23 protein-coding genes and 1 pseudogene are annotated in these 26,057 nt (G+C 47.9%); 15 read left to right on the top strand and 9 right to left on the bottom strand.

Annotated features, from left to right (window positions below; genetic code table 11):
• Positions 1-252 precede the first annotated feature (252 nt).
• The 5 genes from FTO70_RS07975 to FTO70_RS07955 all read left to right on the top strand — a co-directional run bounded on the left by FTO70_RS07975 (position 253) and on the right by FTO70_RS07955 (position 3,301).
• Entirely contained in the window at positions 253-537 is a 285-nt protein-coding gene (locus FTO70_RS07975) for a demethoxyubiquinone hydroxylase family protein (RefSeq protein ID WP_255335217.1), read from the top strand.
• Positions 538-686: 149 nt separating this feature from the next.
• Positions 687-1,145, top strand: coding sequence for a DNA polymerase ligase N-terminal domain-containing protein (locus tag FTO70_RS07970; RefSeq protein WP_255335216.1), 459 nt, complete (start codon positions 687-689; stop codon positions 1,143-1,145).
• A 179-nt stretch (positions 1,146-1,324) separates the two neighbouring features.
• Positions 1,325-1,696, top strand: coding sequence for an STAS-like domain-containing protein (locus tag FTO70_RS07965; protein WP_255335215.1), 372 nt, complete (start codon positions 1,325-1,327; stop codon positions 1,694-1,696).
• Positions 1,683-2,327, top strand: coding sequence for a PIN domain-containing protein (locus tag FTO70_RS07960; RefSeq protein WP_255335214.1), 645 nt, complete (start codon positions 1,683-1,685; stop codon positions 2,325-2,327). Before FTO70_RS07965 ends, FTO70_RS07960 begins: the two co-directional genes overlap by 14 nt.
• Positions 2,328-2,905: 578 nt before the next feature.
• Positions 2,906-3,301 (top strand): hypothetical protein, encoded by a 396-nt coding sequence (locus FTO70_RS07955; protein ID WP_255335213.1) that lies wholly within the window; start codon positions 2,906-2,908, stop codon positions 3,299-3,301.
• A gap of 127 nt (positions 3,302-3,428) precedes the next feature.
• On the opposite strand, the gene FTO70_RS07950 is transcribed toward FTO70_RS07955, so the two are convergent.
• Positions 3,429-3,641 carry a Fic family protein gene (locus FTO70_RS07950; protein ID WP_255335212.1) on the bottom strand — a complete coding sequence of 71 codons (213 nt, stop codon included), beginning with the start codon at positions 3,639-3,641 and terminating at the stop codon, positions 3,429-3,431.
• A gap of 243 nt (positions 3,642-3,884) precedes the next feature.
• Between FTO70_RS07950 and FTO70_RS07945 the strand changes: the two genes are divergently transcribed.
• Both FTO70_RS07945 and FTO70_RS07940 read left to right on the top strand, forming a co-directional pair.
• A complete protein-coding gene (locus tag FTO70_RS07945) occupies positions 3,885-4,025 on the top strand; it encodes a hypothetical protein (protein WP_255335211.1) in 141 nt (46 codons plus the stop codon).
• Between the two features lie 73 nt (positions 4,026-4,098).
• Positions 4,099-4,305 (top strand): type II toxin-antitoxin system HicB family antitoxin, encoded by a 207-nt coding sequence (locus FTO70_RS07940; RefSeq protein ID WP_255335210.1) that lies wholly within the window; start codon positions 4,099-4,101, stop codon positions 4,303-4,305.
• Between the two features lie 209 nt (positions 4,306-4,514).
• Here the strand turns inward: FTO70_RS07940 and FTO70_RS07935 are convergent, their stop codons facing one another.
• On the bottom strand, positions 4,515-4,658 hold the full coding sequence (locus FTO70_RS07935; RefSeq protein ID WP_255335209.1) for a hypothetical protein: 144 nt from the start codon (positions 4,656-4,658) through the stop codon (positions 4,515-4,517).
• A 572-nt stretch (positions 4,659-5,230) separates the two neighbouring features.
• On the opposite strand from FTO70_RS07935, the gene FTO70_RS07930 reads away from it, so the two are divergent.
• Positions 5,231-6,604: an RNA-binding domain-containing protein gene (locus tag FTO70_RS07930; protein ID WP_255335208.1), complete on the top strand. Its 1,374-nt coding sequence runs from the start codon at positions 5,231-5,233 to the stop codon at positions 6,602-6,604.
• Positions 6,605-6,688: 84 nt separating this feature from the next.
• Here FTO70_RS07930 and FTO70_RS07925 read toward each other — a convergent pair whose 3' ends face one another.
• Positions 6,689-6,862, bottom strand: coding sequence for a hypothetical protein (locus tag FTO70_RS07925; protein ID WP_255335207.1), 174 nt, complete (start codon positions 6,860-6,862; stop codon positions 6,689-6,691).
• Between the two features lie 32 nt (positions 6,863-6,894).
• Between FTO70_RS07925 and FTO70_RS07920 the strand changes: the two genes are divergently transcribed.
• From FTO70_RS07920 to FTO70_RS07905, 4 genes are all read left to right on the top strand, one after another.
• Positions 6,895-7,176, top strand: a complete 282-nt coding sequence (locus FTO70_RS07920) for a nucleoside triphosphate pyrophosphohydrolase (protein ID WP_255335206.1) — start codon at positions 6,895-6,897, stop codon at positions 7,174-7,176.
• Positions 7,177-7,589: 413 nt separating this feature from the next.
• Positions 7,590-7,736 (top strand): hypothetical protein, encoded by a 147-nt coding sequence (locus FTO70_RS07915; RefSeq protein ID WP_255335205.1) that lies wholly within the window; start codon positions 7,590-7,592, stop codon positions 7,734-7,736.
• Positions 7,737-7,738: 2 nt separating this feature from the next.
• On the top strand, positions 7,739-8,275 hold the full coding sequence (locus tag FTO70_RS07910) for a GNAT family N-acetyltransferase (protein ID WP_255335204.1): 537 nt from the start codon (positions 7,739-7,741) through the stop codon (positions 8,273-8,275).
• A 395-nt stretch (positions 8,276-8,670) separates the two neighbouring features.
• Positions 8,671-9,009: a nucleoside triphosphate pyrophosphohydrolase gene (locus FTO70_RS07905; protein ID WP_255335203.1), complete on the top strand. Its 339-nt coding sequence runs from the start codon at positions 8,671-8,673 to the stop codon at positions 9,007-9,009.
• Positions 9,010-9,653: 644 nt separating this feature from the next.
• Here the strand turns inward: FTO70_RS07905 and FTO70_RS07900 are convergent.
• The 5 genes and pseudogenes from FTO70_RS07900 to FTO70_RS07880 form a co-directional block, all read right to left on the bottom strand.
• Positions 9,654-10,178, bottom strand: a pseudogene (locus FTO70_RS07900) (retron system putative HNH endonuclease); the annotation flags it as partial.
• A 107-nt stretch (positions 10,179-10,285) separates the two neighbouring features.
• Positions 10,286-11,644: an AAA family ATPase gene (locus FTO70_RS07895; RefSeq protein ID WP_255335202.1), complete on the bottom strand. Its 1,359-nt coding sequence runs from the start codon at positions 11,642-11,644 to the stop codon at positions 10,286-10,288.
• 774 nt (positions 11,645-12,418) lie between these two features.
• Positions 12,419-12,823, bottom strand: coding sequence for a type II toxin-antitoxin system MqsA family antitoxin (locus tag FTO70_RS07890; RefSeq protein WP_255335201.1), 405 nt, complete (start codon positions 12,821-12,823; stop codon positions 12,419-12,421).
• Positions 12,824-12,858: 35 nt separating this feature from the next.
• Positions 12,859-13,452 (bottom strand): HepT-like ribonuclease domain-containing protein, encoded by a 594-nt coding sequence (locus FTO70_RS18045; protein ID WP_255335274.1) that lies wholly within the window; start codon positions 13,450-13,452, stop codon positions 12,859-12,861.
• Between the two features lie 503 nt (positions 13,453-13,955).
• The gene (locus FTO70_RS07880; RefSeq protein WP_255335200.1) at positions 13,956-18,233 is read right to left on the bottom strand and encodes an AAA domain-containing protein; all 4,278 of its coding nucleotides are present in this window, start codon (positions 18,231-18,233) and stop codon (positions 13,956-13,958) included.
• A 383-nt stretch (positions 18,234-18,616) separates the two neighbouring features.
• Here FTO70_RS07880 and tnpB point away from each other — a divergent pair, with 383 nt between their 5' ends.
• The 3 genes from tnpB (at position 18,617) to FTO70_RS07865 (ending at position 22,757) form a co-directional block, all read left to right on the top strand.
• Entirely contained in the window at positions 18,617-19,729 is a 1,113-nt protein-coding gene (tnpB, locus tag FTO70_RS07875; RefSeq protein WP_255335199.1) for an IS200/IS605 family element RNA-guided endonuclease TnpB, read from the top strand.
• A gap of 297 nt (positions 19,730-20,026) precedes the next feature.
• Positions 20,027-21,535, top strand: coding sequence for a serine--tRNA ligase (locus FTO70_RS07870; RefSeq protein ID WP_255335273.1), 1,509 nt, complete (start codon positions 20,027-20,029; stop codon positions 21,533-21,535).
• Between the two features lie 598 nt (positions 21,536-22,133).
• Complete coding sequence (locus FTO70_RS07865) at positions 22,134-22,757, top strand: 30S ribosomal protein S3ae (RefSeq protein ID WP_255335198.1); 624 nt, start codon at positions 22,134-22,136, stop codon at positions 22,755-22,757.
• A 550-nt stretch (positions 22,758-23,307) separates the two neighbouring features.
• On the opposite strand, the gene FTO70_RS07860 is transcribed toward FTO70_RS07865, so the two are convergent.
• Complete coding sequence (locus FTO70_RS07860; protein ID WP_255335197.1) at positions 23,308-25,854, bottom strand: DNA topoisomerase; 2,547 nt, start codon at positions 25,852-25,854, stop codon at positions 23,308-23,310.
• Between the last annotated feature and the right edge of the window lie 203 nt (positions 25,855-26,057).

The following is a 26,057-nucleotide window of genomic DNA, read 5'->3' as shown; positions in this document are numbered from 1 at the left end:
TTTTTGAAGTAATTAATTTTATTAAGACTCCAAAATTATTTATATATTTTTGTAAGAGTAGTGTATAAATTTTTGAACTATGTATGGCAAAAATAAGGTTTTAATCAAAAAAGCCAGGCCGGTAAATATGGGGAGAAGGGTAACTCCTTCCTCTCGCCTCCGGAGAAAAGGCAGTTACTTATCGGAAAAGCGCCTTACTACTTATCGGAAAAGAGCCTTACTTTTACTTGCTTTTACTTGTTCATTCAATTAATGGGGGTAGAGAATTTGCTTTCGGAAGTCCTTGCAGACCTTGAAAAAACCAGACCTGAAGACCTTGATAAAGAAATCCTCAGAGCTGCCATGATTGCAGAACTGGATGCCGTCAACATCTATGAACAGATGTCCAACCTTACTAAAAGTGAGGAGATAAGAAAAGTCCTCCTGGACATTGCCAGAGAGGAAAAGATCCACGTTGCCATGTTCGAGACCGTGCTCCTGCAGGCGGACGAGGAGTTTTTGCAGGTCTATATCGACTATGCCCTTGCGAGAAGGTAAAAGAACGCTGCAAAACCCGGTAAAATTCAACCTCTACTGCTTCCTTTTCCTGTAAGCGGCTTTATTGAGGTATTTTAAGGCCGGATAACCTTTTTGAATGACCTTTGACCCTTAATACCTGCCGCCAGCATATCTTTAGGTGATCTTCCATGCTTGAAGAATATGAGAAGAAGAGAGATTTTGAAAAGACCCCCGAACCTCCTGGAGGCGGTTCGAAAAAGGGTTCAAAAAAGCCTATTTTTGTAATCCAGAAGCATGATGCAAGCACTCTCCATTACGATTTCCGCCTGGAGGTCGATGGGGTCCTGAAAAGCTGGGCCGTGCCAAAAGAGCCGCCAAAAAAAGCCGGCATAAAAAGGCTTGCCATCCTGACCGAGGACCACCCCCTGGAATACGCGGATTTCGAAGGGGAGATCCCTGAAGGGGAATATGGGGCTGGCAAAGTTGAGATCTGGGACAGGGGGACTTTTGAGCTCAGGAAGTATGAAGAAAAGGAGATCATTGTGACGCTTGAGGGGAAGGAGCTGCAGGGGGACTATGTCCTTATCCGGACAAAGTATGGGAATGAGGGAAAAGGGTGGCTGTTTTTTAAGAAAAAGACGGACTGAGAGGCAAACCGTATTCGAAGGAAGTTTTTCAGCCGGCCTTCTTATTGCTTCAAGCTGCTTGTTTAATGTTTGAGGCTTTTCCTCCAAGTTGCTTGTTTAAACCCCAATCTATTTGTTCAGGTTTTCCGGCCCGTCCCCCACTCAGGCCTGACCTTTTTAAGCTATTGTGAGAATATCATATGGGGATTGTTACGACCGAGACGATAAAAATCAGGGTTATTGAGGTTACCGAAGGCATCTGTTGCGTTGCCGCCTGTGATGGGCAGAAGGTGCATGACAGGATTGCGGGAGCTTTCCGGGAGAATAAGAGGGTAGAACTCTCCTTTGAGGATACCGATGACCTGACGCCGGCTTTTTTGAATGCGGCTCTGGGGCAGCTGTACGGGAGTTTTCCCGGGGAGTTCGTTGAAGAGAACCTGTTTTTTACGGGTGTCGCCCCTGAAGACGAGCTTATTCTTAAAAGGGTTGTGGAGCGGGCAAAGGGCTATTTCGAGCATGCCGATTCCTACAGGCAGGCGTTTCGGGAGGTGATAGGAGATGAGGATGCGTAAGAAGGTCCATGCTGCAAAGGTCTATCCTTTAAAGCGCCATGCAAAGGTCCGGCCGGTAAAAGCCCATCCTGGAAAAGCCCTCCCCGTAAAGGTCCATTCCGTTGAAGGCTATGATTTTTCCAGGGAGCAGCTCTTTTTCTTTGACACGAACATCTGGCTCTATATCTACGGCCCGATCGGTTTTTCGGACCCCAGGTCGGATCTCTATTCCAGGGTTTTAAAAGAGATACGGGCCTCAAACAGCAGCATCTACATAAATTGCCTGATCATTTCGGAGTTCATCAATGCTTTTGCCAGGATAGAGTTCAAGCAGCAGTCCGAGTTTTCGAAGTACAAGGAGTTTCGAAACTCTCCCGGGTTCCGGCCTGTTGCCCAGGACATCTCTCACAACTTAAAAAAGATCCTGAGAAGTACCCTGACCTGCGACCCGGAAATGCAGGAAGTAAACCTCCCGGAAATCATGGAAATTTTCGAGCAGGGAAAATACGACTTTAACGACCTGGTCTTTGCTGAGATCTGCCGCGCAAAGGACATGGTCTTCGTGACCCATGATAAGGACTTCAGGGACCTGGGAGTTGAGATCCTGACCGCAAATGAGAGGCTGCTGGGAGGCGAGGAAGAAGAAGATTGACCGTGCAGTTTTGAGGTTTTCTTATCTTAAATTTACGCTCGACTGGTATATCAGATTTCTGCATAATATGATAGTCTTAATTAGCATATTTTTGAGTTATATGATAATTTCGATTATCATATTTTCAAATATGATGTCAAAGCTGGTGAGCAGAACCATTTTCATTGAGAAGCTGATCCTCAATACGCTGTGAATACCACGTGCAAACAGAAGAGCAATCTTCGTACTTGTTCGGTTACCTGTTCGGCATCTATTTTTGCGGCTTTAGTGCGGCTTATGCGGCTTAAGTAAGTCTTTAATCCCGTTTGTCACTTTTATGTCCCCTTTATGTCCCATTATGCCCCGTTTGTACCCTCTATGATTCCAATTCCACTTTCTATTCGGTTCCTGATCAATTTACATTTGGAAAAGGCCGGCCTCCTTCGTCGGCCGTACAAGAACGACCCGGATACGACTAATAAGGTTGCTATGGCTATTAACCAGCATTTTTTTCAAAAAAGAACACCTGTTCGTAAATCATAAAAGCCCCAAACAGGACCCGGGAGTGCAGGACCCTCGATGAGGACCGGGATCTCCGGTTGAAGAAGCTGGCATGGCAGCTGACAGAAAAAAAGTTACTGAAAGGAATTAATAGGAACGCTCTTATAATAAGATTTAACGAACGGGGGAAGATGATGCCTGCAAAAGAAGAGATAGAAAGCCAGATTATGGACCTCTGGGATGAGATCTTTACGCTTGAAGACAAAAGGAAAGAAGAGCTGGATATTAAGTATGCTGAATGGCGGAAAGTAGAACCGCGACTGGATGAAGGCAGAGATGAATTCGTAGCACATATAGAGTCAATGAAAGGAATCAGTGATGAAAGCCTGCTTATCTACAAAGAAGTTAAAGAAATCAAAGTTAGGTACAAACAGGAAATGGATAAGATACGTGCAAAAATAGATGAAATGAATAAAGAAAAAGAAATGATGTAAATCTGTCACTGGTTGACTTTTTAGGGCAAAGGGTGGAAATTAGGGTGCCTGAAATATGTTTTTCCAGCCCTCTGGAACCTATCTTCAGTTTCATAGATTTTTTCAAAATATGAAAGAGGCGCTGTGCTCATTCAGCGTCTTCCCGACCTTCTTTGGCTAAGAATGCCCTACCTTTGGCTGTCAGGCGGTATTTCTGCTTGCTGCCGTGGGGTTTGTCGGGGATTGTCATTTCAATATAATCAAGTTCCAGAAGGTTCTTGATTTGTTTTTTAAGCTCTCCTGATACTGTCTTGTGCCCCAATCCAGAAGCTAGTTCTGCCTTCCCGGCATCATTTTCCATTAAAAGAACGAGCACTTTAGTAGCAAGCGGTGACTCGGGCCGTAACTCGGGCCGTAACTCGGGCCTCAACTCGGGCCGTAGCTCGTCCGCGACAAAATCCCCGAAATCATAAAGACCTCAAACCGGACCCCGGAGTGCAGGACCCTCGATGAGGGCCAGGAATACCTGCGCTACCTCATTAAAAAGCTTCAGGAGGAAGCCCTGGAATTTACGGAGGACCCCTGTGTTGAGGAACTGGCTGATGTGAGGGAGGTCATTGATGCGCTTTCCGGGATCAGGGGGTTTGAGGATGTTCTGAGGGTGCAGGAGAGGAAGAGGGAGGAGAGAGGGGGATTTTCGGGGAGGGTTTTGCTTACGGGGGTTTTTGAGGGGAGGGAAGAGTGAAGGGAGTGTTTGGGTGAGGAAATAGGGTTTCGGAGGCAGAGTATATTAATATCAAAATCACCAATTAATCTTTATGCGGTTCACAATTAAACTTGAAGAGTCTGAGGAGGGAGGCTATACCGCCCAGTGCCTTGAAATTCCTGCCGCTATCAGCGAAGGGGATACTAAGGAAGAGGCACTTGAAAACATTAAGGAAGCTATCCAGCTTGTTCTGGAAGTAACGAGGGAACAGGCTCAGGTGCTAGGTGAAATTGCCACGGTGGAGGTCCCGGTTGGCTAAATTGCCTTCGGTTTCCGGAAAAAAGGTTATAAGAGCCCTCGGAATTATAAATTGATTTTGCCTGTTGATTAGCTGTTCTTGATTTATCATGGCATCGTTTTTTAAAAAATCGTCAAGGTCGGTGTTTTCACAGCAAAAAGATGAAAAATCGTTTCTCCTGGAAAGCGAATAAGTAACAAGTTCAAGATCCGGTATTTTATGCGGCAAGCTTACAACCTGACTGTACTTGCAAGTTTCCTTGCCCGCTTAAACATTTCTATTTGTTGTTCGGTTGCAGGCTTCTTCTCGTTTTCCCAGAATTCCCTGGCATCCTCACCTTCCAGGACAAGACCCAGTTCAATTGGCTTTGCCACAATTGTTTCCTCCGCATCTGCAGAACAGAATTATAGAATATAAGTAACTATCTTAATTGATTATTATCAGCTCGTAATACAAAAAACATTGCTCAATTTACTTTTTAAAATCCGATGCCGTGATCTCCGGGGCAAAGATTTGTGTCATCGTTGTCACCTTTCCAGATCTCGTCAGGGATGCCGCCCGGGAAGGCATCGCATTCATGAATCCCACGACCTTTCTTTAGTGCGGCTTATGCGGCTTTAGTGCGGCTTTGTGGCGCCTCTATAGAATTTTGAAGGCGGCTTTGTTTCTGGTGCAGTTGGCTTGATTATAGTTTTTTAAACATCTTTGATCATAACAACTTTGGCGTAATTATGGCGTGTTTGTCCCCTTTATGTCCCCTTTATGTCCCCTATGTCTCCTTTAGAAAGTATCTTCATTTTCACCTGTAGTTCCTGCTAGAACATATTCTGTTCCTTTTCCTGTAGTGCCGATTTGTTCAAATATTTTTAAAGAAACTAAAATCCATATCCTTTATAAGACTTGGATATTATCTTAAAGACGCAAGAATGGCTTGCAGGTCCTGGTCATGAACTCCTATTTCAAGTTGAAAGAATCCGAGACACTTGAACTGAAAAAATCCACTGCGCAATTAAAACCGGCAGTAATTTCCATAGTTGCCATGCTCAACAAACACCAGGAAGGCAAATTGTATTTCGGGGTCAAGGACGACGGGACTATTGTAGGACAGGAAATTGGTAATGATACTTTGAGGGCCATTTCTCAGGCAATCTCTGCTCATATTGAACCCAGGATATATCCGGCAATAAAGCAGGTAACCCTTCAAGGAAAAACCTGCATAGAACTTGAGTTCCGGGGAAATGAGGTGCCATATTTTGCATACGGAAAGGCTTACATCCGGACTTCCGATGAAGATATGCCCCTGAGTGTAAAGGAACTCGAAAACCTCATACTCAGAAAAAATAAGGATCAATTGAAGTGGGACAGGTCTATTTGCAAGGAAGCAGTTTTAGGAGATATCGATGAGCAAAAGGTACGTTTTTTCTTGAAGGAAGCGGGAAGAGAATTCAGTGGCCTTGAAAATTCCCTGAAAAAGTTGAAGCTTATTGATGCCGGAAAGTTGACAAATGCGGCAGTAATTCTCTTCGGAAAGAAACCCGAGGATTTTTTCCCGAATGCAAGACTCAGGTGCGCTGTTTTTGCTACAAATGACACTTCATATATCATTGACATGCAGGACTACACAGGAGACCTGTTCTATCTGATCGGTGAGGCTGAAAAGTACATCCTCAGGAACATCCACATTGGAATGCGGCTGGAAGGCCTCAAGAGAATCGACGTCCCGGAAATCGCAAAAGAAGCAATACGAGAAGCCATCATAAACGCCTTTTGCCACCGGGACTACTATGAATACGATTCCGTAAATGTGGCTATATTCAAAAACCGCGTGGAAATTAGAAATAAGGGTCTCCTTTACGGCGGGCTCACAATCGAACAGATCAAGACCGAAATGGTTTCTGAGAGAAGGAATGAACTGATAGCTGAAATCTTCCATGAAATTCACTGGATTGAAAAATGGGGCAGGGGAATAAGCCTGATCCTTTCAATGGAACAAGATGCTGATTTCAAGGAGATCGGGACCCAGTTTATTGTTACTTTCAAAAGAAAGTACTTTGAAGAAAGTGAAGAAAAAGTGGAAGAGAAGAAGGTAGAAGGGTGGTCTGAAAGGTGGTCTGAAAGGTGGTCTGAAATCAACGAAAGCCAGCGTAAGATCCTGATTTTAGTACAAAATAATCCGGCAATTGCAAAAACAGAACTTGCCGACAAACTTGGTATAAATCCATCTGCAGTCCAAAAGAATCTGAACACCTTAAAGAAAAAAGGTTTCCTCAAAAGAGTCGGGCCAGCCAGAGGTGGACACTGGCAAATCATTGAAGAATGAGAACTGGAAGCCACCTGTGGAGCTGTCTAAATATTACTTTTTTATTATATTTCCCCCGGCGGACTGCTCTCCCTCCTCTCCCCATCAACCGTTTACCATTCTCTCTACTAATTTTCCCCTGTAGCCGGATCTCAAAATCCCCTCCTCAGGACCATCAGTTTCCTCGATAAGAAGATCCCCTTTCCCTGGTTGAAAATTTTTACAGTCGGTCCTTTTAAAAACCATAACACCATATATCTGATAGATACCGATAGCCAACCGGACCCCAACACAGCAATTAGAGGTTCAAAATGCCCGAAAAACCCACCTTCATACCCTATGACAAACTGGTCCGCGACAAAATCCCCGAAATCATGAAAACCTCAAACCGAATCCCAGAATGCAGGACCCTCGATGAGGACCGGGAATACCTGCGCTACCTCATTAAAAAGCTTCAGGAGGAAGCACTGGAATTTACGGAGGACCCCTGTGTTGAGGAACTGGCTGATGTGATGGAGGTCATTGATGCGCTTTTGGGGATCCTGGGGTTTGAGGACGTTTTGAGGGTGCGTCTGGAACATAAGTCGATTTAAAGGCAACCCGTAGTGAAACCGGCTTATTTTAAGTTGTTCTCCTGTTCGGGAAGCCCAAGAGCCTCTGCTTCTTGAACATGCGCCGGACACCGCTGCCCCACTGCTCGACAGGGTTAGTTCCCGGAAAACAGGGGCAATAACATGGTTGTGTATCTTTCATACGCCTTGGAACATGTCCTCAACTGTTCGACCAGAAAGCAAGATTCCAGGGTTCTCGATTTCAATTCAGTCACCAAAAAAGGCAACCCTTAAAGGAGCAACCCATTGTGAAGTACCGGGCAGTTGAAGAGGTAGAGTAATTCTCAGCAATGAAATCAAAATGTTACGTTATTTGTAATGGTGGTTAACATCTGCAATAAGATTATATATAAGCTAGCATAGATTATTTGATAATAAAAAAGAAGGAATTGACAATGGCAAAGCCTATAGAACTTGGTCTTGTTCTTGAAGGAGAAGATGCAAAGGAGTTTTTCAGGAACGAAAAAAATCCTGTAGTTTCAAAGAAAATAGTGGGAATGTTCAAGCGCGCAAAGAAAATACATGAGAATAACAGGTTTTAAGCTTGAGTTTCATAATTCCAGACTCTGAACTTCATACAATCCCTCTTAATAAAAACCACAATATTTCTTCTTTTAGCTGTTTAAGCAGGGAATTGAATGATTTTCTGAAAAACGATGCTCTTAATGATCAAAATAATTTGATAAGCAGGACCAGTTTGTGCTTTTGGAAGAATGAACTAGTAGGATTTTTTACCCTTATAGCAGATACAATCGAAGCTAAGGCTGTAATAGACGGACTTGAACATTACGAATACCGCAAGTATCCTGGAGTCAAAATTGCAAGACTTGCGGTAGATTCCAGATTTGAAAGAAGAGGGATAGGTACATACCTGTTGCTTGCAGCCATAGGTAAAACATTATCTGTTTGCGATAGTATAGGGTGCAGATATATTCTTGTTGATTCCAAAAGAAATTCAATCGGCTTCTATCAACTGAATGAATTCAAACTTGTAGAGAAATACAAAAACCGAGAATTTGTTCCAATGTATCTTAACATGCAGCCGATAATTGCTGAAATGAATACTGAGACTGAAGATTAAAAGTCCTGATTATCCAGATCTTTGTCGTGAATCCGATAATCAGGGAGTTTCTGAACACTTATCAGGCGAAGGGTAACGAACACTTTGTTAAAAATTTATTGTATCCCGGGGTTATGGGGCTTTAAACTTAGTTTTTTATTATATTTCTCCCGGCAGGCTGCTCACCCTTTTCTCCCCATCAACCGTTTACCTTTCTCTCTATTATTTTTCCCCTGTAACCGGATCTCAAAATCCCCCTCATAAATTCAATCCGGGAAAGGGGATCTTCCTCATCAAGGATACTGAAGGTCCTGATACAGGTGGTCCTTTTAAGGTGGTCCTTTTAAAAACCATAACAAATATCTGATAGATACCAATAGCTAACCGGACCCCAACACAGCAACCCGAGGTTCAAAATGCCCGAAAAACCCACCTTCACATCCCATGACAAACTCGTCCGCGACAAAATTCCCGAAATCATAAAGACCTCAAACCGGACCCCGGAGTGCAAAATTCTTGACGGGGACCGGGAATATCTGAGATACCTTGTTAAGAAGCTCCATGAAGAGGTAGCCGAGTTTACGGAAGATCCCTGTGTAGAGGAGCTGGCTGACGTAAAGGAGGTCATTGATACCCTTTCCCGCATCAGGGGGTTCGAGGATGTGCTGAGGGTCCAGGAGAAGAAGAGGGAAGAGAGAGGGGGTTTTGAGAAGAGAATATTGCTTACCGGGGTTTATGAGGAGAGGGAAGAATAAAAACTTCGGCTCCGTAAGAGTGATTCCGCTTCTAGACTGAAGGTTGTGCGGGGGGTGGGGTGCCCGCCCGCCGGCTAAATATCAAAATAGAGTTGTACTAACTTTTTGAGGCAACCGACTCATCCGCCCCTTTCAAACTGCAGCAAACTCCCCTCCGCCCCCTCGCTGTCCCACCACCGTCGACCCCCCCTCAGCCAGCGCTCACTTTTTCATCTCCCCTGCCCTGGATTTTATCCAGCGCCTGCAAAAGCACAGGCGCGCCAGGCCCTCGGCTTGCTCGGGGGAAGGTTGCTCGGGTGGGTACGGGGTGAGTGGAGGCGGGTACGGTGGGTGGAGAAATATAATAATCGAGTCTTAAAACTCCCGGTTGAGGGGGGTGGAGTTCTGCACGGGGTCTGCCGGTTGTGCGGGGTACGGGTGGGGCGCCCGCCCGCCGGCTAAATATAAAAAAGAAGTTATGCTGTGCCGCTTGAAAGGAGTATCTGCCTAAAACTTGGTCCCAACATAGTCCCGACTTGGTCCCGACATGGTCCTACTTACTTCCACAAGGGATGGCTTCCGTGGTAACTTCCGTGGTAACTTCCGTGGTAACTTCCGTGGTAACTTCCGTGGTACTTTTCTCCTGAACTTGCTAACCTTGCCTTTTACTGAGCCGCTAATTGCCCGAAAAGGAAATTGATAGTTGTCCAGAATTCACCGAACGTTCCTTCGCGGCTTTTTCTGAGGTAGCCGGTTACGAAGAGGGAAAACTCCCGGGCTTCCAGGGTTTCGTCCAGGAATGGTTCTATTGCTTTTTTGCGGAGGTTGTTCAATTTCGGGATGTTTAGGCCCAGTTTTTCGATTGTTGCCCTTGCTGCATCGTCGGATTCGCTGGCAGGGCGGATTTTGCCGTCTGCGGTGTGAGTAAAACGTGCCTCGCAGGCCGGGTCAAGGGGGGAGACCAGGAGGAGGGGGTCAAACCAGTTGCCTTTCAGGTTTCCGCAGTGCCGGGGTTCTCCCTGTTTCAGCTGGTTCTGGCAGGAACAGAGCATGTTGGAGTAATCCAGGGGGTCGACAGAGGGGTCACTCTGGGGCCTGAAATGCTCGATATGGGAATCGTCATCTGTAAGCCGCCGTTCACAGTAGCAGCAGATGTAACCCTGCTCCTCCATCAGGGAAGTTTTTACGGCTTTTTTTTCCTTGCCGCTGAGGGTTTAGTAGTCCGGGTCCCAGTCCGGGCTGGACAAAGCCTTCCATGTGGTGAGTTCCAGGGGTTCCCGGTTTTTGACAATATGCTTCACTTGCCGATCAGCTCTTTCCTTTTTATCAGGACCTCGGCTTTCACAAGTTCAGGGTCAGCTCCGATTTTTTCCTTCAGGGCTGAAATCAGGTTTCTTGCTTCTTCTATTTTACCGGCATTGATAGTCTCAAAAATAGTATCAAGGTCCGACTCTACCTCATTCGGTCTTGTCGTTTCCAGGCCCATAAGGTCTTCAAGTACCCTGTCCACGGTTTTCCCGTAGGACTCTCCTGGCTTTTCAGCAACAATTCCTGAGTCCGTTTGCTTGAGGAGGAACAAACTCTCATGCTGCACGTGGGTGATAACACTTGGGGAATGGGTAGATACGATAAACTGGCAGTTCGGAAAAACGTCCAGTAATTTAGGAACCACCATCCTCTGCCATTTTGGGTGCAGGTGGAGGTCGATTTCGTCTATAAGGACAATACCCGTGCCCTCCAGCGGGTTTGCGGAGACAGGGTTCAAAATTGCCAGCCTTCTCGCCAGGTCTCCGATCAATGCAATCAGGCACTTTTCCCCATCGGAAAGCTGGTTCACAGTAAAAGGTTTGCCGTTTTTCTCAACTTCCATACGCAAAGGCTGCCTGCGTACGGTCAGGTTTGAAAATTCCGGCAAGAACCTGCTCAGGGCAGTACGGACAGCTTCCAGCTGCGGGTCCGGGAACCGGCACTCCCCCGGTTTAACAGCTGCATTCTTTGTGTTTTCGTTTCCATAGTGCAGTTCATAGTCCCGAAGAGTTAATCGGGTCTTCTGATCCAATTGAGTCTCCTGATCCCTTCGATGTCTCAGGATCTCGTTTTCAAGGTCTTCCCTCTCGCGGAACCACTCAAAAAAGGTCCTGAAATCTGCCCCGCTGGTCAAAGCACCTTCATAAGCTGCAAGCAAGCCAAAGCTGTGCCTTCCGCGTATCCTCAAAGGGATATCCAGCACGGCACGGTTCACCGGGTAATAGTCGAATATTGGAAGGTTTACATTTTCAGAAGTTTCGGAGATCCTATTCTGAATTTCTTTTGCATATTCATTCAGTTCCTGAAGGTTAGTCCTGTCTTCCGCAGCATACCCCTTTCTGACTTTTGACAACTTCCACCCAACAGTCCTGCCCTCAGTTTCGCAGGATAACTCAATGGACGCCGTAGACTTACCATTGCTAATATCACTTTCAACGATAGGCCTGCCCGCTGCTCCCGCACGGTTAATCCTGCTGACAGCCCATGAAAGCATGATGGCTATTGCATCCAGGACCGTTGATTTACCGGAACCATTTACACCAACAAAAACATTAAGTTGTGGATTTAAGTCCATGGAAAGGTCCTGAGCACCCCGGTAATTTGTCAGACTCACTTTCTTAACCTTCATAGTGACCATAGTTCCTGATATTTTATACCTGTTGGGTTTCCACGCCTGTTGGGTTTCCATATCCAGTTATGATTCCAGTGCCCTTAAATTTTCACTCCGACATAATCCGCATCTTACCCGGGTCTTTTCTGGAAGAGCCGCTTTTCCCAGAAGTGCGCTTTGCATATCCTCCACCTGGAAGGGCCTTCAAATACTAATCCAGACTAATAAAATACGTGAAAAGTTTTCTTATTCGGGATTCTCAAAGGCTTAATTAAATTTCTTTTGTAAATTATTTGAATTCAAGCATGGTATCCATATGAAATTCTTCCTATAAAAATAAAGTGACTTTCAGATTTATGTTATTCCTCTTGAGCTCATCAAACAGGCTCTTTTTACTTCTTTACTGAAGTTAGTCAGAAAAATGCAGGTTACCCTCTGGGTCTGCAAAAGGACAGTCTCTCCAGTCCCTCAGATTGCTTGGGTTCGGCTTGCTTGGGTGGTCCGGAATATGCGGAGATGTGGCGGGAGAATAAATATAATTATTGTGTCTTAAAACTCCCTACGCAGAACTCGGGCTGCAGTTCAGCATAAAAAACCAGAGTCTGCTTGATGATCCGTAAGCTGGAAAACAGGGCAACCGTAATACCGTCCTTAACCGTTCCTGTCCGCACGCAGTGCGGCTATTCCATGCCTGCCCCAAAAATAATGCAAAAAAAAGAAGCAAAAAAGATTTAACCGGCAGAGTCCCCTGAAAATCCTTCCCAACCAGGAAGCTTGAATCCTGATCAAATCTCAATTACTTCTTCCCTGATGCTTTTTCCGATACCCGACATCAAGGTTCTCGAAAGGGACAAATTTTTTCCTCTCTTCAAGTTTTTTGTACTGCTTTTCCATGAATTCTTCGCATTCAGGATCCGTTCTACCGTCGTCTCTACCGTCGTCTGCGGAGGCATATTCGTCAAAGCTCAGTTCCCCGGCTGCAATGGGACGCAAGAGCAGCTTCGATTCGCTGAAGTCCTTCCTGATCCCGTCAATTATTCCGGAAACCTCAGGTGTGTAATAGGCCTCCCCGCAGTCTTCGCAGACATACGCGGGAATACCTTTAATGACGAGGACTTTCTGCCCGACTTTTCCCAGGAACTCAGCTTTGCCTTCGGAGATTTTTCCCCTGCAGAATGTGCACCTGTCCGGCTTCATTTCTTTTCCCCCATATCATATATTATATTCCCTGCTTATCCCTGCTTGCCGGAATTCAATTCGTTAATCAATCTTCCAATAGCCCGTTCAATCACCGGGACGTCTTTTATTGCGGCATCCCAGACATGGTCATAATCTACATCAAAATAAGCCGATATCAGGCGGTCTCCCATTCCCATCAGACCCTCCCAATCTACTTCCGGAGCCTTTGACCGTATATCGGCAGAAACGGATTTTGCGGCTTTACCTGCGATCTCCAGCTGGAGTACAACTGCATCCTTTGTTAGATTGTCCTCCAGAAAAGTGTCCTTGTCCACCCCTTCAGTGAACTTTTTTATATTTCTGGCAGCTTTGAGCATCTCGCACAGGTAAAGCAGAGGGGATTTTATGCCCCCGGCAGTTCCCTTCAATATATCAGCTCTAACTATCGGATGAAGGTCCCTTTCCGAAACAACATCCACCGGAACTCCAAACAGGTCTTCGAGATAGAACTCAAGCCCGGTATAATCAAAAAGGCCTGCTCCTTCCCCGAACCTCACAAGGACATCAATATCGCTTCCTTCTTTTTCCTTCCCGCGTGCGTATGAACCGAAGATATCCATTACTTCTGCTTTGAATTTCTCCTTTATTTCACCCTTTCTTTCTGCGATAAGAAGCCGGATCTGCTAAACGTCCATGTGTGGTTCTCTGTCTTCCATAGAGTTCGTCCCGTATTTTTAAACGCTCAGGCCTGCGTTACACCCGATTGGAAATCTCAGCCAGACTGGAAATCTCAACTAAACTGGAAATCTCATCCCTGCTTGAATCTCAGCCATCTATATAATATACGATATGATAGATGAAATATATACGCAGCTGTTATGTAAGCAGCTGACACTTTTTCATCTTCATTTTCATCTTCATCTTCATCTTCACCTTCTTTATTTTTTTCCTCACCTTCTTTATTTTATTCTTCATCTTCATCTTCTTCATTAAATTCAAGGAAAAGGCCGTTTGCTGCGAAACGGGGGCCGCTGTCGGGGTCAAAGAAGTCGTGAGGGCCGTGGGTTTTGATTCAGTAAAACAAAAAGCGCAATTTCATTTCCAGAGAAATCTTCACAAAAACTGGCGGCCAGAATTGCGATTTTATTCCTCATTTAGTTTCACTCTTCGCCCTGATCCCCGTCAACCTGCAAACCCCCCCATAACCCGGCTCCATCTCAAACCCTCTCTCCTCCCCGTTCTCCCTGCAGAACTCCACCAGGTTAAGCATGTGGTTGAGCCCCTCAGCAGCCTCCTTATTTTGCAAAATTTCCAGGGGAGGTTCCAGCAGCGGCCTCGGCAGGAAAACCACGCACTTGGACTTTGCCCTGGTAACCGACACGTTCAGCCTGTTCAAACTGTAAATGAACTCCGCTTCGTTCATTGCGGTATCGGTGTCGCTGACCCCGTAGCTGACTATCACGGCTTCGGCTTCCTGGCCCTGGGTTTTATCCACTGTGTCTACAAAAGGACGGGTGTGGCAGGCCCTAAGTTTGCTCAGGTGGGCCTGGATCGTGCGTATCTGGGCGCGGTGGGGACTTACGATAAAGAGGCCGGATTTCCAGAACTCGGAGTCGCCTTCTTCATTGTCCGGGTAGGGGCTGCCAGCTCCTTCCCGGGACAGGGTTTGCCTTAAGTGTATGGCAAGTTTTGCAGCCAGTTCGGCTTCTATTTCGTTTTCTATCGTTGCCCGGGTGTTTTCAAGGATTATTACGGTTAACGGGTAATCCGGGTCCAGCGCCCATTTTAAGAAACTAAAAATGTGATCCTGTTCGGGTTTCTGTTCGGGTTTCTGTTCGGGTTTCTGTTCGGGTTTCTGTTCGGGTTTCTGTTCGGATCCCTGTCCGGCTTTCGGTTCAGGCTTCGGTCCGGGTTCAGGTTCTTTCTTATGGCCGGTTACAGGCAGGAGTTTCAGTTTTTGCCCTGAAATCGCCTCGGTAGCCGGCCTGTATCCTTTCCCGTAAAGGGCTGCCGAAGAAAACCGGGACAATGTTTCATTCATCCTCCAGTTTTCAAGGAGCTGGCAGGTGTACGCCGGATCTTCGGGGACTTTTGGGTCTTTGGGGACTTTTGGGTCTTTGGAAACTTTGAGGTTTCTGGGCTCTTTGGGGTCTTCGGGTTTTTCGGGGGAATCCCTGTGCCGCAGGTATGAGAATATCGAATCGTACAGGCCGGGGAGGCCGTCTTCGGTTTCCGGGTATTTTCCGGCTATGATCGGGGGGAGCTGCAGGTCGTCTCCGGCCAGGATAAGCCTTTTTCCTTCCCCTAAAGCTGACATCCCGAGGGCCAGTTCGGCGGGCTTCATCTGGGAGGCTTCGTCAACGATAAGGATGTCAAAGGGGTCCATTTTCCTTTTTATTTTGTTGAAGCTGTTGACCGTGCCGCCAAGTATCAGGAATGGGGAGTCTATCTTGTCCTGGATTTCGTATTCGGACTGGACTTTTAAGGTTTTCTGGCCTCTGCCGGTCTTTATGTCTTTCAATTTGTAAATCTCAAGTTTCCCTGCAATCCCTTCACCTTCTGCAAATTCCTGGATTTTTATGAGCAGGTTTTCGATTGCGGAGTGGGTAAAGGCTGTAACGGCAACGTGGACCTTTTCTCCCTGCTCCATTTTTGCTTTGATGATGTTGAGGATTGCCCTGGCAAGGAAGTAGGTTTTCCCTGTGCCCGGGGGGCCCCATACCAGCGTTAGGCGGTTTTCGAGCATGTGGCCAAAGGTTTTTTTCTGGCTGTCCGTAAAGCCTGATTCGGCAGCGTAGTTCCGGGCGTTTTCGAAAAACGGGCCTGGCTCACGGATTCGGGCTGCAAACTTTTTGGGGTCCCGGAGGAGGCGGATAAAGTCGTGCTCCAGCTGTTCGTCGAGTTCGGTGAGCCGGTCAATTATCCTTTCCGAGGAAAAGTCGGTAAACCGGATATGGAGTACGGCTTCGTCCCCTGTTTTGAAGGGCTTCCTGGCTTCTTTAGAGGAGCCATTCGAGAAGCCATTAAAAGAACCATTAAAAGAACCATTCGAAGAGCCATTCGAAGAGCCATTTGAGAAGTCGTTAAATGTGGTGTTATAAGAATCGTTATATGAGACCTCAAGGAAGAGGCCCGTTAATTTCCCGGTCTTTTCGTTTTTGATTTTCCTGTTCACCGCTGCAAAGCAGATTTCGCCTTTGGGTGGGTTCCTGAGGTTTGTCCTGTATTTGTAGTCGTCAAAGGTGAGCTGGGCTTTTTCGCCGGCTTCGCCCCTGGGGACGAGGAGGTAGCTGATGTTTTCGTTTTGTTCGAATACGGAGGAGTCCAGGTCCGAAGTTACCTTCCATAAGTTTTGCTCAAGATACTGGAGGGGGACGCTGATCCCTTCTTTTATCCTTTCTTCCGGGGGCAGGCTGCGCCTTTCCCGGGTCTCCAGGTTCCTGAGGTAGGATTCGTAGCGGGTGATGAAAGTCATCTGCGAAACTTCGGGGTAGTTGTACTTCCGGGCTGCAGGGATCCGGAACTTCGAAGCCCAGGAGACCAGGGAAGCCCCGGCTTTTGCGCGGAGCCCGTCAAGGACGCTGCTTGCAGCTAGAAGCCTCATCGAGAGTTCCTTTTTGACCCAGTCCACGGCTTCGGGCCGGCTGCCTTCCCAGGCCATCGAGATCGCGTCGCTTTTCATGGCGTTGCTGTGCTCAAACCAGAAGAGGTTGCTCGGGTTGATTTTAAAGTCCAGGCCCGGTGCAGGCAGGGCTTCGGCAACTTCCGGGAGCCGGAGGGAAAACGGAATTGGAAGGCTTACAAGTTTCCGTACCTCATTTGTCAGCACGATAAGCGGGAAAGACACTCCGGAAAAGGGGTGTTTCTTTCCTCCGGACAGGGCAGGGTCCTGGAAATAGAAGAGCAGCTCAAGGGCGGTTGGCGCAAGCTCTGCATTTTTTACGGCTTCCTTGAGCAGTTCCCTGAAGAGGTCAAGTTCATAGCCGTCATAAACGTAGGTTTGCAGGGATTTTTGCTCTTTCCAGTCAAGTTCATCGTTGTAATTGTCGTTGTAGTCGTGAAGGGTTCTCAGTTCCTCAAACAAATCCGTCAGGAAATTCCTCTGGACCTCGGCGCATTTTTCAGGGCTTTCCGCCACATAGATGCGCTCGTTCACTGCATTTCCGTAAACGGCTTTTCCCTTGAAGCGCCTGAACCCGGCGGTATAGACCTGGCCTGAAACAGGGTCTTTTTGAAGGGTTATGAAAATGCTTACGTCCTCGTTCTTGGGGAGGGCAAGGGAAACTCCCCTGTTGAGTACGACTTCCTTTTCTTTCAGGGCTTTAACCGTATTACGCAAAAAATCCCCTTTGTTTCGCAGGGACCCGCATTTATCCAGGATCTCGTCGGAACCCTGTTTGTTCAGAAAAGTTTCCAGTTCATCCAGGGAGTTAATTGAAGTTAGGTTGTTTGAAGTTAGGTTGTTTGAGGTTTGTTTGTTTGAGGGCTGTTTGTTTGAGGTTTGTTTGTTTGAGGGCTGTTTGTTTGAGGGCTGGTCGTTTGAGGGCTGTTTGTTTGAGGTTTTTTTGTTTGAAGCAGAGTTATCCCGCTCCCACTCAGCTTCCCGGAGGTAGTTTCTCCCGCTGACCGAAAGGTAAGGCACCAGGGATACTGAATTAGCCTCTTCAGCCTCTTTCCTGCAGTATTCGTAAAAATCGCATAATTCGCAGCGGGAATAGACGTGCCAGGGTATGTTTTTGAGGGGAGAGTTGAGGATTTTTGGCAGGCGGGAGTGCAAAAACTCCTCAATTATCCTGATGTTGAAGTCCAGCCTGAAAAGTTCCGGCTCGTCCTGCCCGGAAAGCCAGATCCCTGCCCGGTCCAGGTCCACCTCCACACCGGTATCGTTTGTTTCCAGCACGTCCTTCATCATCAGGGCGTACAGGGTAGCCTGGATCCTGTGGCTTGTACTCAGTTCCTCGCTTGCCTTTACGTCAATTACCTGCAGGCAAAGCCCCTCAGGCTTTTTTTCGACAACCCTGATCAGGTCAGGCCTGCAGGCGGAGAAATGGCAGGTATCGGGCGATAAATCATACTTCCGGTAGAACCGGGGAGAAACCGAAATTGTCGGCTGGTAAACTGAATCTCCCTTCTTCAGTTTCCTGAAAATTTCAAGGCTTGTTCCTATCGGGTGCGACCTTTCATGAAGGGCCCCTTCACCTGCCGGAATTATTACATTGTCCTTCAGTTTGTTGAGAATTACAGTTTCTTCCCATCTGTTCCCTGCCTCCAGGAGGGCTTTTGTAACAGGGTTCCGGTTCTGGTCGGCTTTCGGGATTCCTGCTCTCTCCCGTGCCTGCAGGGGTGTAGCGTGGAATCGGAGATAGCGTTCGCAGTTGTGGTAAAAAAACCTGGCAATCAGTGAGGGGCTTAAGTTGTGTTTTATCATCGAATCCCGGTAACGCGATAATAATTACTTGTAAAATATACTTGAGGGTTAGGACACGAATCACGTTTATGATTTATATTTTTTAGCATTTATCTCCGGGTTGGCTGCAAAAATGAAATGCAGAGATCTGAAAACGCCTGCTGAGAACTTTGAAAATCCCGGGTCGTGCCCGTTCCCTGAATCCATGTGGAATCCTTGTGGAATCCGGATGATGTTTATCTTTCAACTCTGTCTTTTATCTCTTAAGGCGAGAAGGCCCCTTCCTCGTTAGTTCCGGCTTTGCCGGAAATGGCAGGGAGGGGATGAAAGCCGTCCACTTCCCGGCACTACGATTAGTTAACTTGCCTATATACATATAAATTCGTAAAACGTTTGGTAATATGATGTTAAAAGCCTATAAATTCAGGTTGTATCCTGCAGCCGAACAAAAAACCATGATAGCTAACCATATTGGTAGCTGCAGGTTCGTCTATAACTGGGCTTTAGAACAGAAAATCAAATCTTACGAGCAGGACGGGAAATCCCTATCCCAGTATGACCTGAACAAACGGCTTCGTGAACTGAAAAAAGAACATGAATGGCTTAAGAAAGTAAATTCACAGTCATTGCAGGGAATGACGAAAAACTTAGATTCCGCCTTTACTAGGTTTTTCAGGGAAAATAATGGTTTTCCTAATTTCAAATCAAGAAAGAACCCCATACAGTCTTTTCCTATCCTTCAACACTACACTGTCGATTTTGAGAATAACGTTGTCAAACTCCCTAAAATCGGTAAAGTTAAAGCAGTTCTCCACCAGAGGTTTGAGGGAAAACTAAAAACAGCAACTGTTTCCAGAACCTCCACTGAAATCTACTATATCAGTATTCTTGTGGATAATGGTGAAGAGTTGCCCGAAAAACAGGAATTTTCTGCTGATACAACTGTAGGGGTTGACGTGGGTATCAAGGATTTTGCAGTTCTCTCAACAGGAGAAAAAATAGAGAATCCTGAGTACCTGAAAAACTCTCTGAAACGCCTGAAAGTCCTGCAAAAAAGAGTAAGCAAAAAACCGAAAGGTTCAAAGAACAGGGAAAAAGCCAGATTAAGGCTTGCCAAACTCCACGAAAAAATCCGCAACCAGCGAAACGATTTCCAGCACCAACTTTCCTCTAAACTTATATGCGAGAACCAAGCAATAGCTGTGGAAACGTTAAACGTTAACGGTATGCTTAAAAACCATCATCTTGCACAGGCAATAAGTGATTCTTCATGGAGCAGTTTTGTTACAAAGTTAGTGTATAAAGCTGAATGGTTCGGAAAAACCCTGTTAAGGATAGGGAGATTTGAGCCATCAACAAAGCTTTGTAACGTTTGCGGGTATCACAATTCAAAAATAACTCTGGATGTTAGAGAATGGGAGTGCCCTGGGTGTAAAACAAAACATGACAGGGACATAAATGCCGCTATTAATATCAAAAAATTTGCACTTCAAGCTCAAAATCTGATTGTAACTTGACACCTGCGGAACGTGGGGAAGAGCCTGTGGACTTGCGGAGCTTACTCCGGGGAATGAAGCAGGAAGCCCCTTCCTTAAAAACCTGAGCCGTCAGGCAAAGGTTTTAGGGAGGGGTAGTTCACGTATCTCCTTTTATCTCCTGCTACCTGCCTATCCATGACAACATTTTTAAACCTCCAACTCCATCAAAACACGAAATTCACCAAAAAATAGCAAACTATAAACCCCATACATATTATTTACACTAATATAATTCTCCAACTTATCCAACTAACCACTACAGAAGAGGCCATGACTTTGGAATTAGAGTTCAATCTCAAAGCTTATTTTAAAACAAGTGCAGACCCGGCCCCCGCAATGGAAGCTGTGGCTGCGTTATTTGAAGAGGCAAACAGGACACTTCTCACAAAAGGGGCGCCTGAAGGACAGGGAGCGCTGGTTACTGAATGGCAGCTCGGGGAAGACAGGATCGAGCTTACCCTTGACTCCGGAAGGTATGTGAGGGTGCACGATGCCGTGTTCAGGCTCAAGAAGGCGCTTGCTGAAAAGCTCGGAAAGGATTTCAAGATAGGGATCCGGGGCATTGAGGTCGAGTCTTTTGTCATCCAGGTGCCTTCGGAACGGGAGTTAAAGGAACTTAAGGTCCCGTATATAAGGAGCATGCAGAACGTTGAGGGCGGAATTGTCCTTGAGCTTGAGGTAGGGGAGGCGGATATGAAGAACCGCGTACCTGACAGGATTCTCACGCTCCTTGAAGAGAAGATCGAGGCTGCGAAGTACGGGGCAAAGGCCGAGCACTGGAACCTGCTCTGGCAGAGGGAGCCAATGGAGCACCCCTTCACGGAAGACCCGACCCAGGCCATGATGAAGGAAGGCTGGCTCAAGAGAGGGTCGAGCCGCGGGCAGTGGATCCACGGGCCGCAGTCCACGAAAGTGTTCAGGACTTTCGAGAAGATCGTGTACGAGGAACTCCTGCAGCCCCTCGGGTACAGGGAAATGATCTTCCCGAAGATGGTCACCTGGGACGTCTGGATGAAGTCCGGGCACGCCAAGGGTGTCTATCCTGAGATATATTATGTATGCCCCCCGCAGACCAGGGACCCCGAGTACTGGGAAGAGGTCGCCGACTACTACAAGGTAACCCACGAGGTGCCGACCAAGCTCATCAAGGAAAAGATTGGCGAGCCTATCGGCGGCATGTGCTATGCCCAGTGCCCGCCTTTCTGGGGCTTTGTGGCAGGAGAGACCCTTCCGAACGAAGAAATCCCTATCAGGGTCTTTGACCGGTCCGGGACCTCCCACAGGTACGAGAGCGGAGGCATCCACGGGATCGAGCGGGTGGACGAGTTCCACAGGGTCGAGATCCTCTGGCTCGGCACAAAAGAGCAGGTCGTAAAGGCCGCAGAAGAGCTCCACGAGCGCTACATGCACATTTTCAACGAGATCCTGGACATCGAGTGGAGGAAAGCAAAAGTTACTCCCTGGTTCATGGCCCAGGAAGGGCTGCTCGGCCTTGCCGAAGGCAATGTCGTAGGGACTACCGACTACGAGGCTTGCCTTCCCTACCGCGGGGAGGACGGGGAATGGCTCGAGTTCCAGAATGTGAGTATCAACGGGGACAAGTACCCCAAGGGCTTCAACGTAAAACTGCAGTCCGGAGAAGAACTCTGGTCCGGCTGCTCGGGTGTCGGGCTCGAACGCTGGGCTGCCGTATTCCTGGCCCAGAAGGGGCTTGACCCTGAGAACTGGCCTGAAGAATTCAGGAAGAGACTGGGCGAACTGCCGAAGGGGATCCGCTTCCTCTAAGCCGTCAGGACAGGTGTACTTCAGGCAGCCGGTTGCCAGGCAGCTGGTTTGCCTTAAGCCGCCTGTTTGCCCTGGCCATCAGTTTGCCCCTGGCTGCTTGCTTTAAGCCAGGCGGCTTTTTTCCTTTAAATCCGTTTTTTCTTTCCTGGCCCTGTTCCCGCTTCGGCGGACAGTCGGAGAGAGGGTTTTGACCGATTTCTTTATATACTGAAATGATGTGTATAGAGAGCCATTAACTAGCTAGAATCCGCAAATTTCTGAGTCTACTTCTGGTCTTTTTCGGGATCCTATTTTTGCGGTCAGGTGTCCATGAACTGTCGGGAGACAGGGATCAGAGTGAGGAAACGCTCGGAGATTCTGGGATTTATATGGGAATTAAGCGGGACCTTAGCGGAACCAATGCGGAAAACTAAGCGAGGGCGGCGCTTTGCAGCGGTCAAATCGCGCCGGATCGCAAACCGTTCACACTCATCGCTTACGAGAGAACTGACTCAATGCCCCTTTTTTCAGGGGATAAATAGGGATCAACAGGGCCAACCTGAAATTAAATTAAGTAAATCAAATAATAAAAAATCCAATATCAATTCGGAGGAATCACTTGGCAAGGAAGAAAGTACAAAGAAAGCTTGACAGCTGGAAATTGAAGGAATGGTACAACATCGAAGCACCCTCTTATTTAAACAGGACAATTGTCGGGAACACCATGGCCGGCGACCCGTCCCTGCTCATGGGGCGCATTGTTGAGACCACTGTTGGGGAACTCACCAACGACATCACCAAGAACAACACCAAGGTAATTCTCAAGGTCAGCAACGTTGTCGGGGACACCGCAACTACCAGCCTTATCGGCCACGAACTCACCACGGACTACGTCCGCTCTATCGTGAAGAGGCAGACCTCCAGGATCGACGCCAACGTCGAGGTCAAGACAAAGGACGGGTACCGTATTCGCGTAAAGCCCACCTGCTTCACCATCAAGAGAGCACGCTCAAGCCAGATCAAAGCCATCAGGGAAATGATGGTTGACATCGTTATCAGGCGTGCAGCCGAAACAGACTTCGAAACCTTCATGGAAGAGGCCATTCTCGGCAGGCTCTCTGCCGGCATCTACAGACAGGCCAAGTTCATCTACCCTCTCCGCAGGGTCGAGATCAGGAAGACCGAAGTAGAATTCATGCCCGCAGCAGCACCTGCACCAGCACCCGCAGCTGCCGAAGCATAATCTTTCTGTTTCGAATACCAAAAGCAGGGGAAAATCCGCAAGGATTTTCTAACCTTTCTTTTCTCTAGCTTAAGTGCCGGAAGAGCACTCCGTTTTTCAGCCATTAGCTATGCATTCATTGCTTTGAGTTGATACTTTAGAGTCTGGTTTTTTTCCTGGCTCCCCGTTTCCCAGCCAATTTTTCCTGACGCTCTACTTTCAGCCTATCCTTTCCTGGCCCTCTGCTTTTCCTCCAATTTTTCCGACCCTCTGCTTTTCCTCCAATTTTTCTTGACCCGCTACTTTTCCTCTAACTTTTCTTGACCCGCTACTTTTCCTCCAACTTTTCTTGACCTGCTACTTTTCAGCCATTTTTTTCGGCTCTTAACTTCCCGTGGCTCTCCTTTCCCGAGAAATATTTCCCTTGACCCCGGAAACCGTTCTTCAATCCGGGCTTTATAAAGTGCCTCAGCCAGCTTGCCTGGCGGTGCCTCCCAACAATAAATAAAAAAGAGATCTGAAAATGGGTATCTTTCAGGCTGTACGTGTTTCTATTTTATTGATTCTCTTTTTATTTGTCTTCTTTTCTGCTTGTAGTTGTCCTGCTTGAGTTTGTCCCTTCTGAGTTTGCTCTGCCTGCAGCTGTTCTTCCTGCAGCTGTCCTTCCTGCAGCTGTTCTTCCTGCTACCGTTCTTCCCAAGGGGGCTGCTTTTCCTGCAGCCGGCCTGGTGGAGGCTGAGGATGCGGGCCTGGCGGATGTTCCTGTTCCGGCCGGAGCCGCAGGGCCGGCTTTTTTCCAGTATTTCCTGCCTTCTTCGCAGCGCCGGTTCACACAGAACTCTTCGGAGTCTTCTTCCTGCTCTTTTAGCCTGAACAGTTTCCAGCCGCAGCTCTCGCAGGCCTTTTCGAGCATGGTAAGCCTGCCGGTCTTGGGAACGGACTGGGAGTACCCGCAGCGTTTAGTGCAGCCCAGGAAACGGGTGTCTTTCAGGGTGAGCAGGAACATGCTCCCGTCGCATTTCGGGCAGGGGCCGACTATCTCTGGAGGGTAGCATTCTTTTTCGAGGTCGCAGGTAAAGCAGGGCCCGATCCCCACAGCCCAGTTGTACTTTGTCCCTACCTTCAGGACCGCAGCCCCTTCTTTTTTGCATTCCTTGCTCCTGAGCATCGAGAGAGCCCCGGTTTTCGGGAGGGGGTAGGAGTTCCTGCAGTCGGGGTAGCCTGTGCAGCCCACGAACCTGCCGGTGTCCGTCTGCACGATCTTGAGCACGTGCCCGCAGGCCTTGCAGGTCCCGATATAGTTTTTCTTGTCCTCGAGGGCCGCTTCATCTTTGATCGTGCCCGCAATGCTTGCTGTCAGCTCTTTTTTGTTTGCCTCAAGCTGGGCGTACATCTCCCTTATCAGGGCCGTGCCCTCGGAGAGGGCTGCTTCGAACTCCTTTTTCCCGTCTTCTACTTCCTGGATCAGGGCTTCGATCTTCGCCCGGATATCGGGCCTGACCAGGATGGGCACGGTCAGGGAGAGGCCCTCCATCAGGGTAAAGCCGGTGTCCAGGATCGAGACCGTCTTTCCTTTGGTCTCGAAATACCCGCGCTTCTTGTTGGTCTCGATGTGTGTGGGGGCCGTTGCCTTTGTCCCTATCCCGTTCTTGTCCATGAGAGTCAGGAGTTCGGCTTCGGTCAGTTTCTTGGGGGGGCTTGTCTTTGACTTTGTGTTGCTGAGCTTTTTTATGCCAGGCTTATCCCTCTCCTCCACATAGGGGAGGAGTTTGTCCTTTTTATTTTCGAAGGGGTAAACGTCGAGCCAGCCCGCGTCCTTCTGGACCGTCCCCGATGAGTCGAAAGGCTCGTCCTGCACAAGCAGGTGCAGGTGGGTCTTTTCAAAAGTAGCTGCAGGCATCAGGTTTGCCAGGAAGTGCCTTGCGATCAGGTCGTACACCTCTGACGCATGCGGGATGTTTACGGCCCCGCTGACCTCGCCCCTGGACGCTCCCCGGATAGGGTGGATCGGGGGGTGGTCGTGGCCGTCTTTCTCCCCGTTTTTCGGGACAATCGGGGCTGAGAGGATGGATTCGGCAAAGGGTTTGTACTCCTTCTGCCGGGAAAACTCCGTTACAAGGGTCTTGAAATCGAAGTCATCGGCATACCTGTTGGTCTCGGTCCTGGGGTAGCTGGTAAACCCGGCAAGGTAAAGCTGCTCGGCCACTTCCAGGGCTACTTCCGGACTGACTCCCAGGAACTTTGAGGCCCGTTTCAGAAACTCTGTGGTGTTGAGAGGGTTAGGGGGACTGGTCTTTGATTCCTTGACCGTCTTTTTCAACACAAGCCCTTCTTTTGCCCCTTTCACCCGCTTGAAAATCTCTGCGGCTTTTTCCTTATCATGTATGTTTCCTGCCCTGTGGGTACCCTCAAACTCCCCGCCGTTTGCGGCAAAAATTGCCGTAATCTTCCAGAAGTCCTTTGCCTCGAAAGCCCGGATTGCCTTTTCCCGCTCGTACACGAACCCGCAGGTGGGGGTCTGGCAGGGCCCGATGGAAAGCACGTCCTTTGTCCTTGCCCGCTCCCGGACCGAGAGCGTAACGAAACGGGTAAAAGCTGCCCCCATCTTCAGGTCCAGGATCTGCCTGGCTTCCGCAGCCATGGCCATGTTATAGTCAGGTTCGTTGGGAGTTTCAAAGGCCTTCCTGACCTCCTTTGGGGAAAGCGCCGAAAAACGCGCCCTGGAAACCGGCACGTTAGTGACCTCCTCGGCCAGGGTCTTGGCCTCAAAGCCTATGTTTTCCCCTTCCCTGTCGTAGTCGCATGCAAGGATGATTTTGTCCGCCCGTTTAGCCAGCTTTTTTATGGCAGACGCATACTCTGCCCTGGTCACGAACTTTTCAGGGTCCACTCCCAGGAGCACCCCCGGGTCAACCTCGTTCCATTTGTTATACTGCTCCGGGAAGTCATAGTTCATGATGTGCCCCGAAAGCCCCATCACGAACCACTCTTCCCCTTTCCACTTGAACTCGTATGCAGGCAGCCCCTCGACTGAAATCTTCTCTACCTCCCCCTCGCCCAGGATGCTGGCTATCTGGGCTGCTGCCTTGTTCTTTTCTGCAAATGCGACTACGGTCATGGTGAAAAACCTGAGTTCCTGTCATTTATGAGTTAGTTTGATGATTAATCGGATAATGGGTCAAATATTAATCGGATAATGGGCCAAATATCAATCGGACAAAGGGTCAAATTAATTGATTTGATGAGTTATTATGAGTTAGTTTGATAGCTTGGGATAAAGGGCCTAACAAGGAAGTGTACCCTTAATCTTCTTTTATTTCT

The sequence above is a fragment of the Methanosarcina sp. KYL-1 genome (genome assembly GCF_024372725.1).
Classification (GTDB): Archaea; Halobacteriota; Methanosarcinia; order Methanosarcinales; family Methanosarcinaceae; genus Methanosarcina.
The sequence above is the reverse complement of the archived record's forward strand: the minus strand, read 5'-3'. Positions and strand labels throughout refer to the sequence as shown.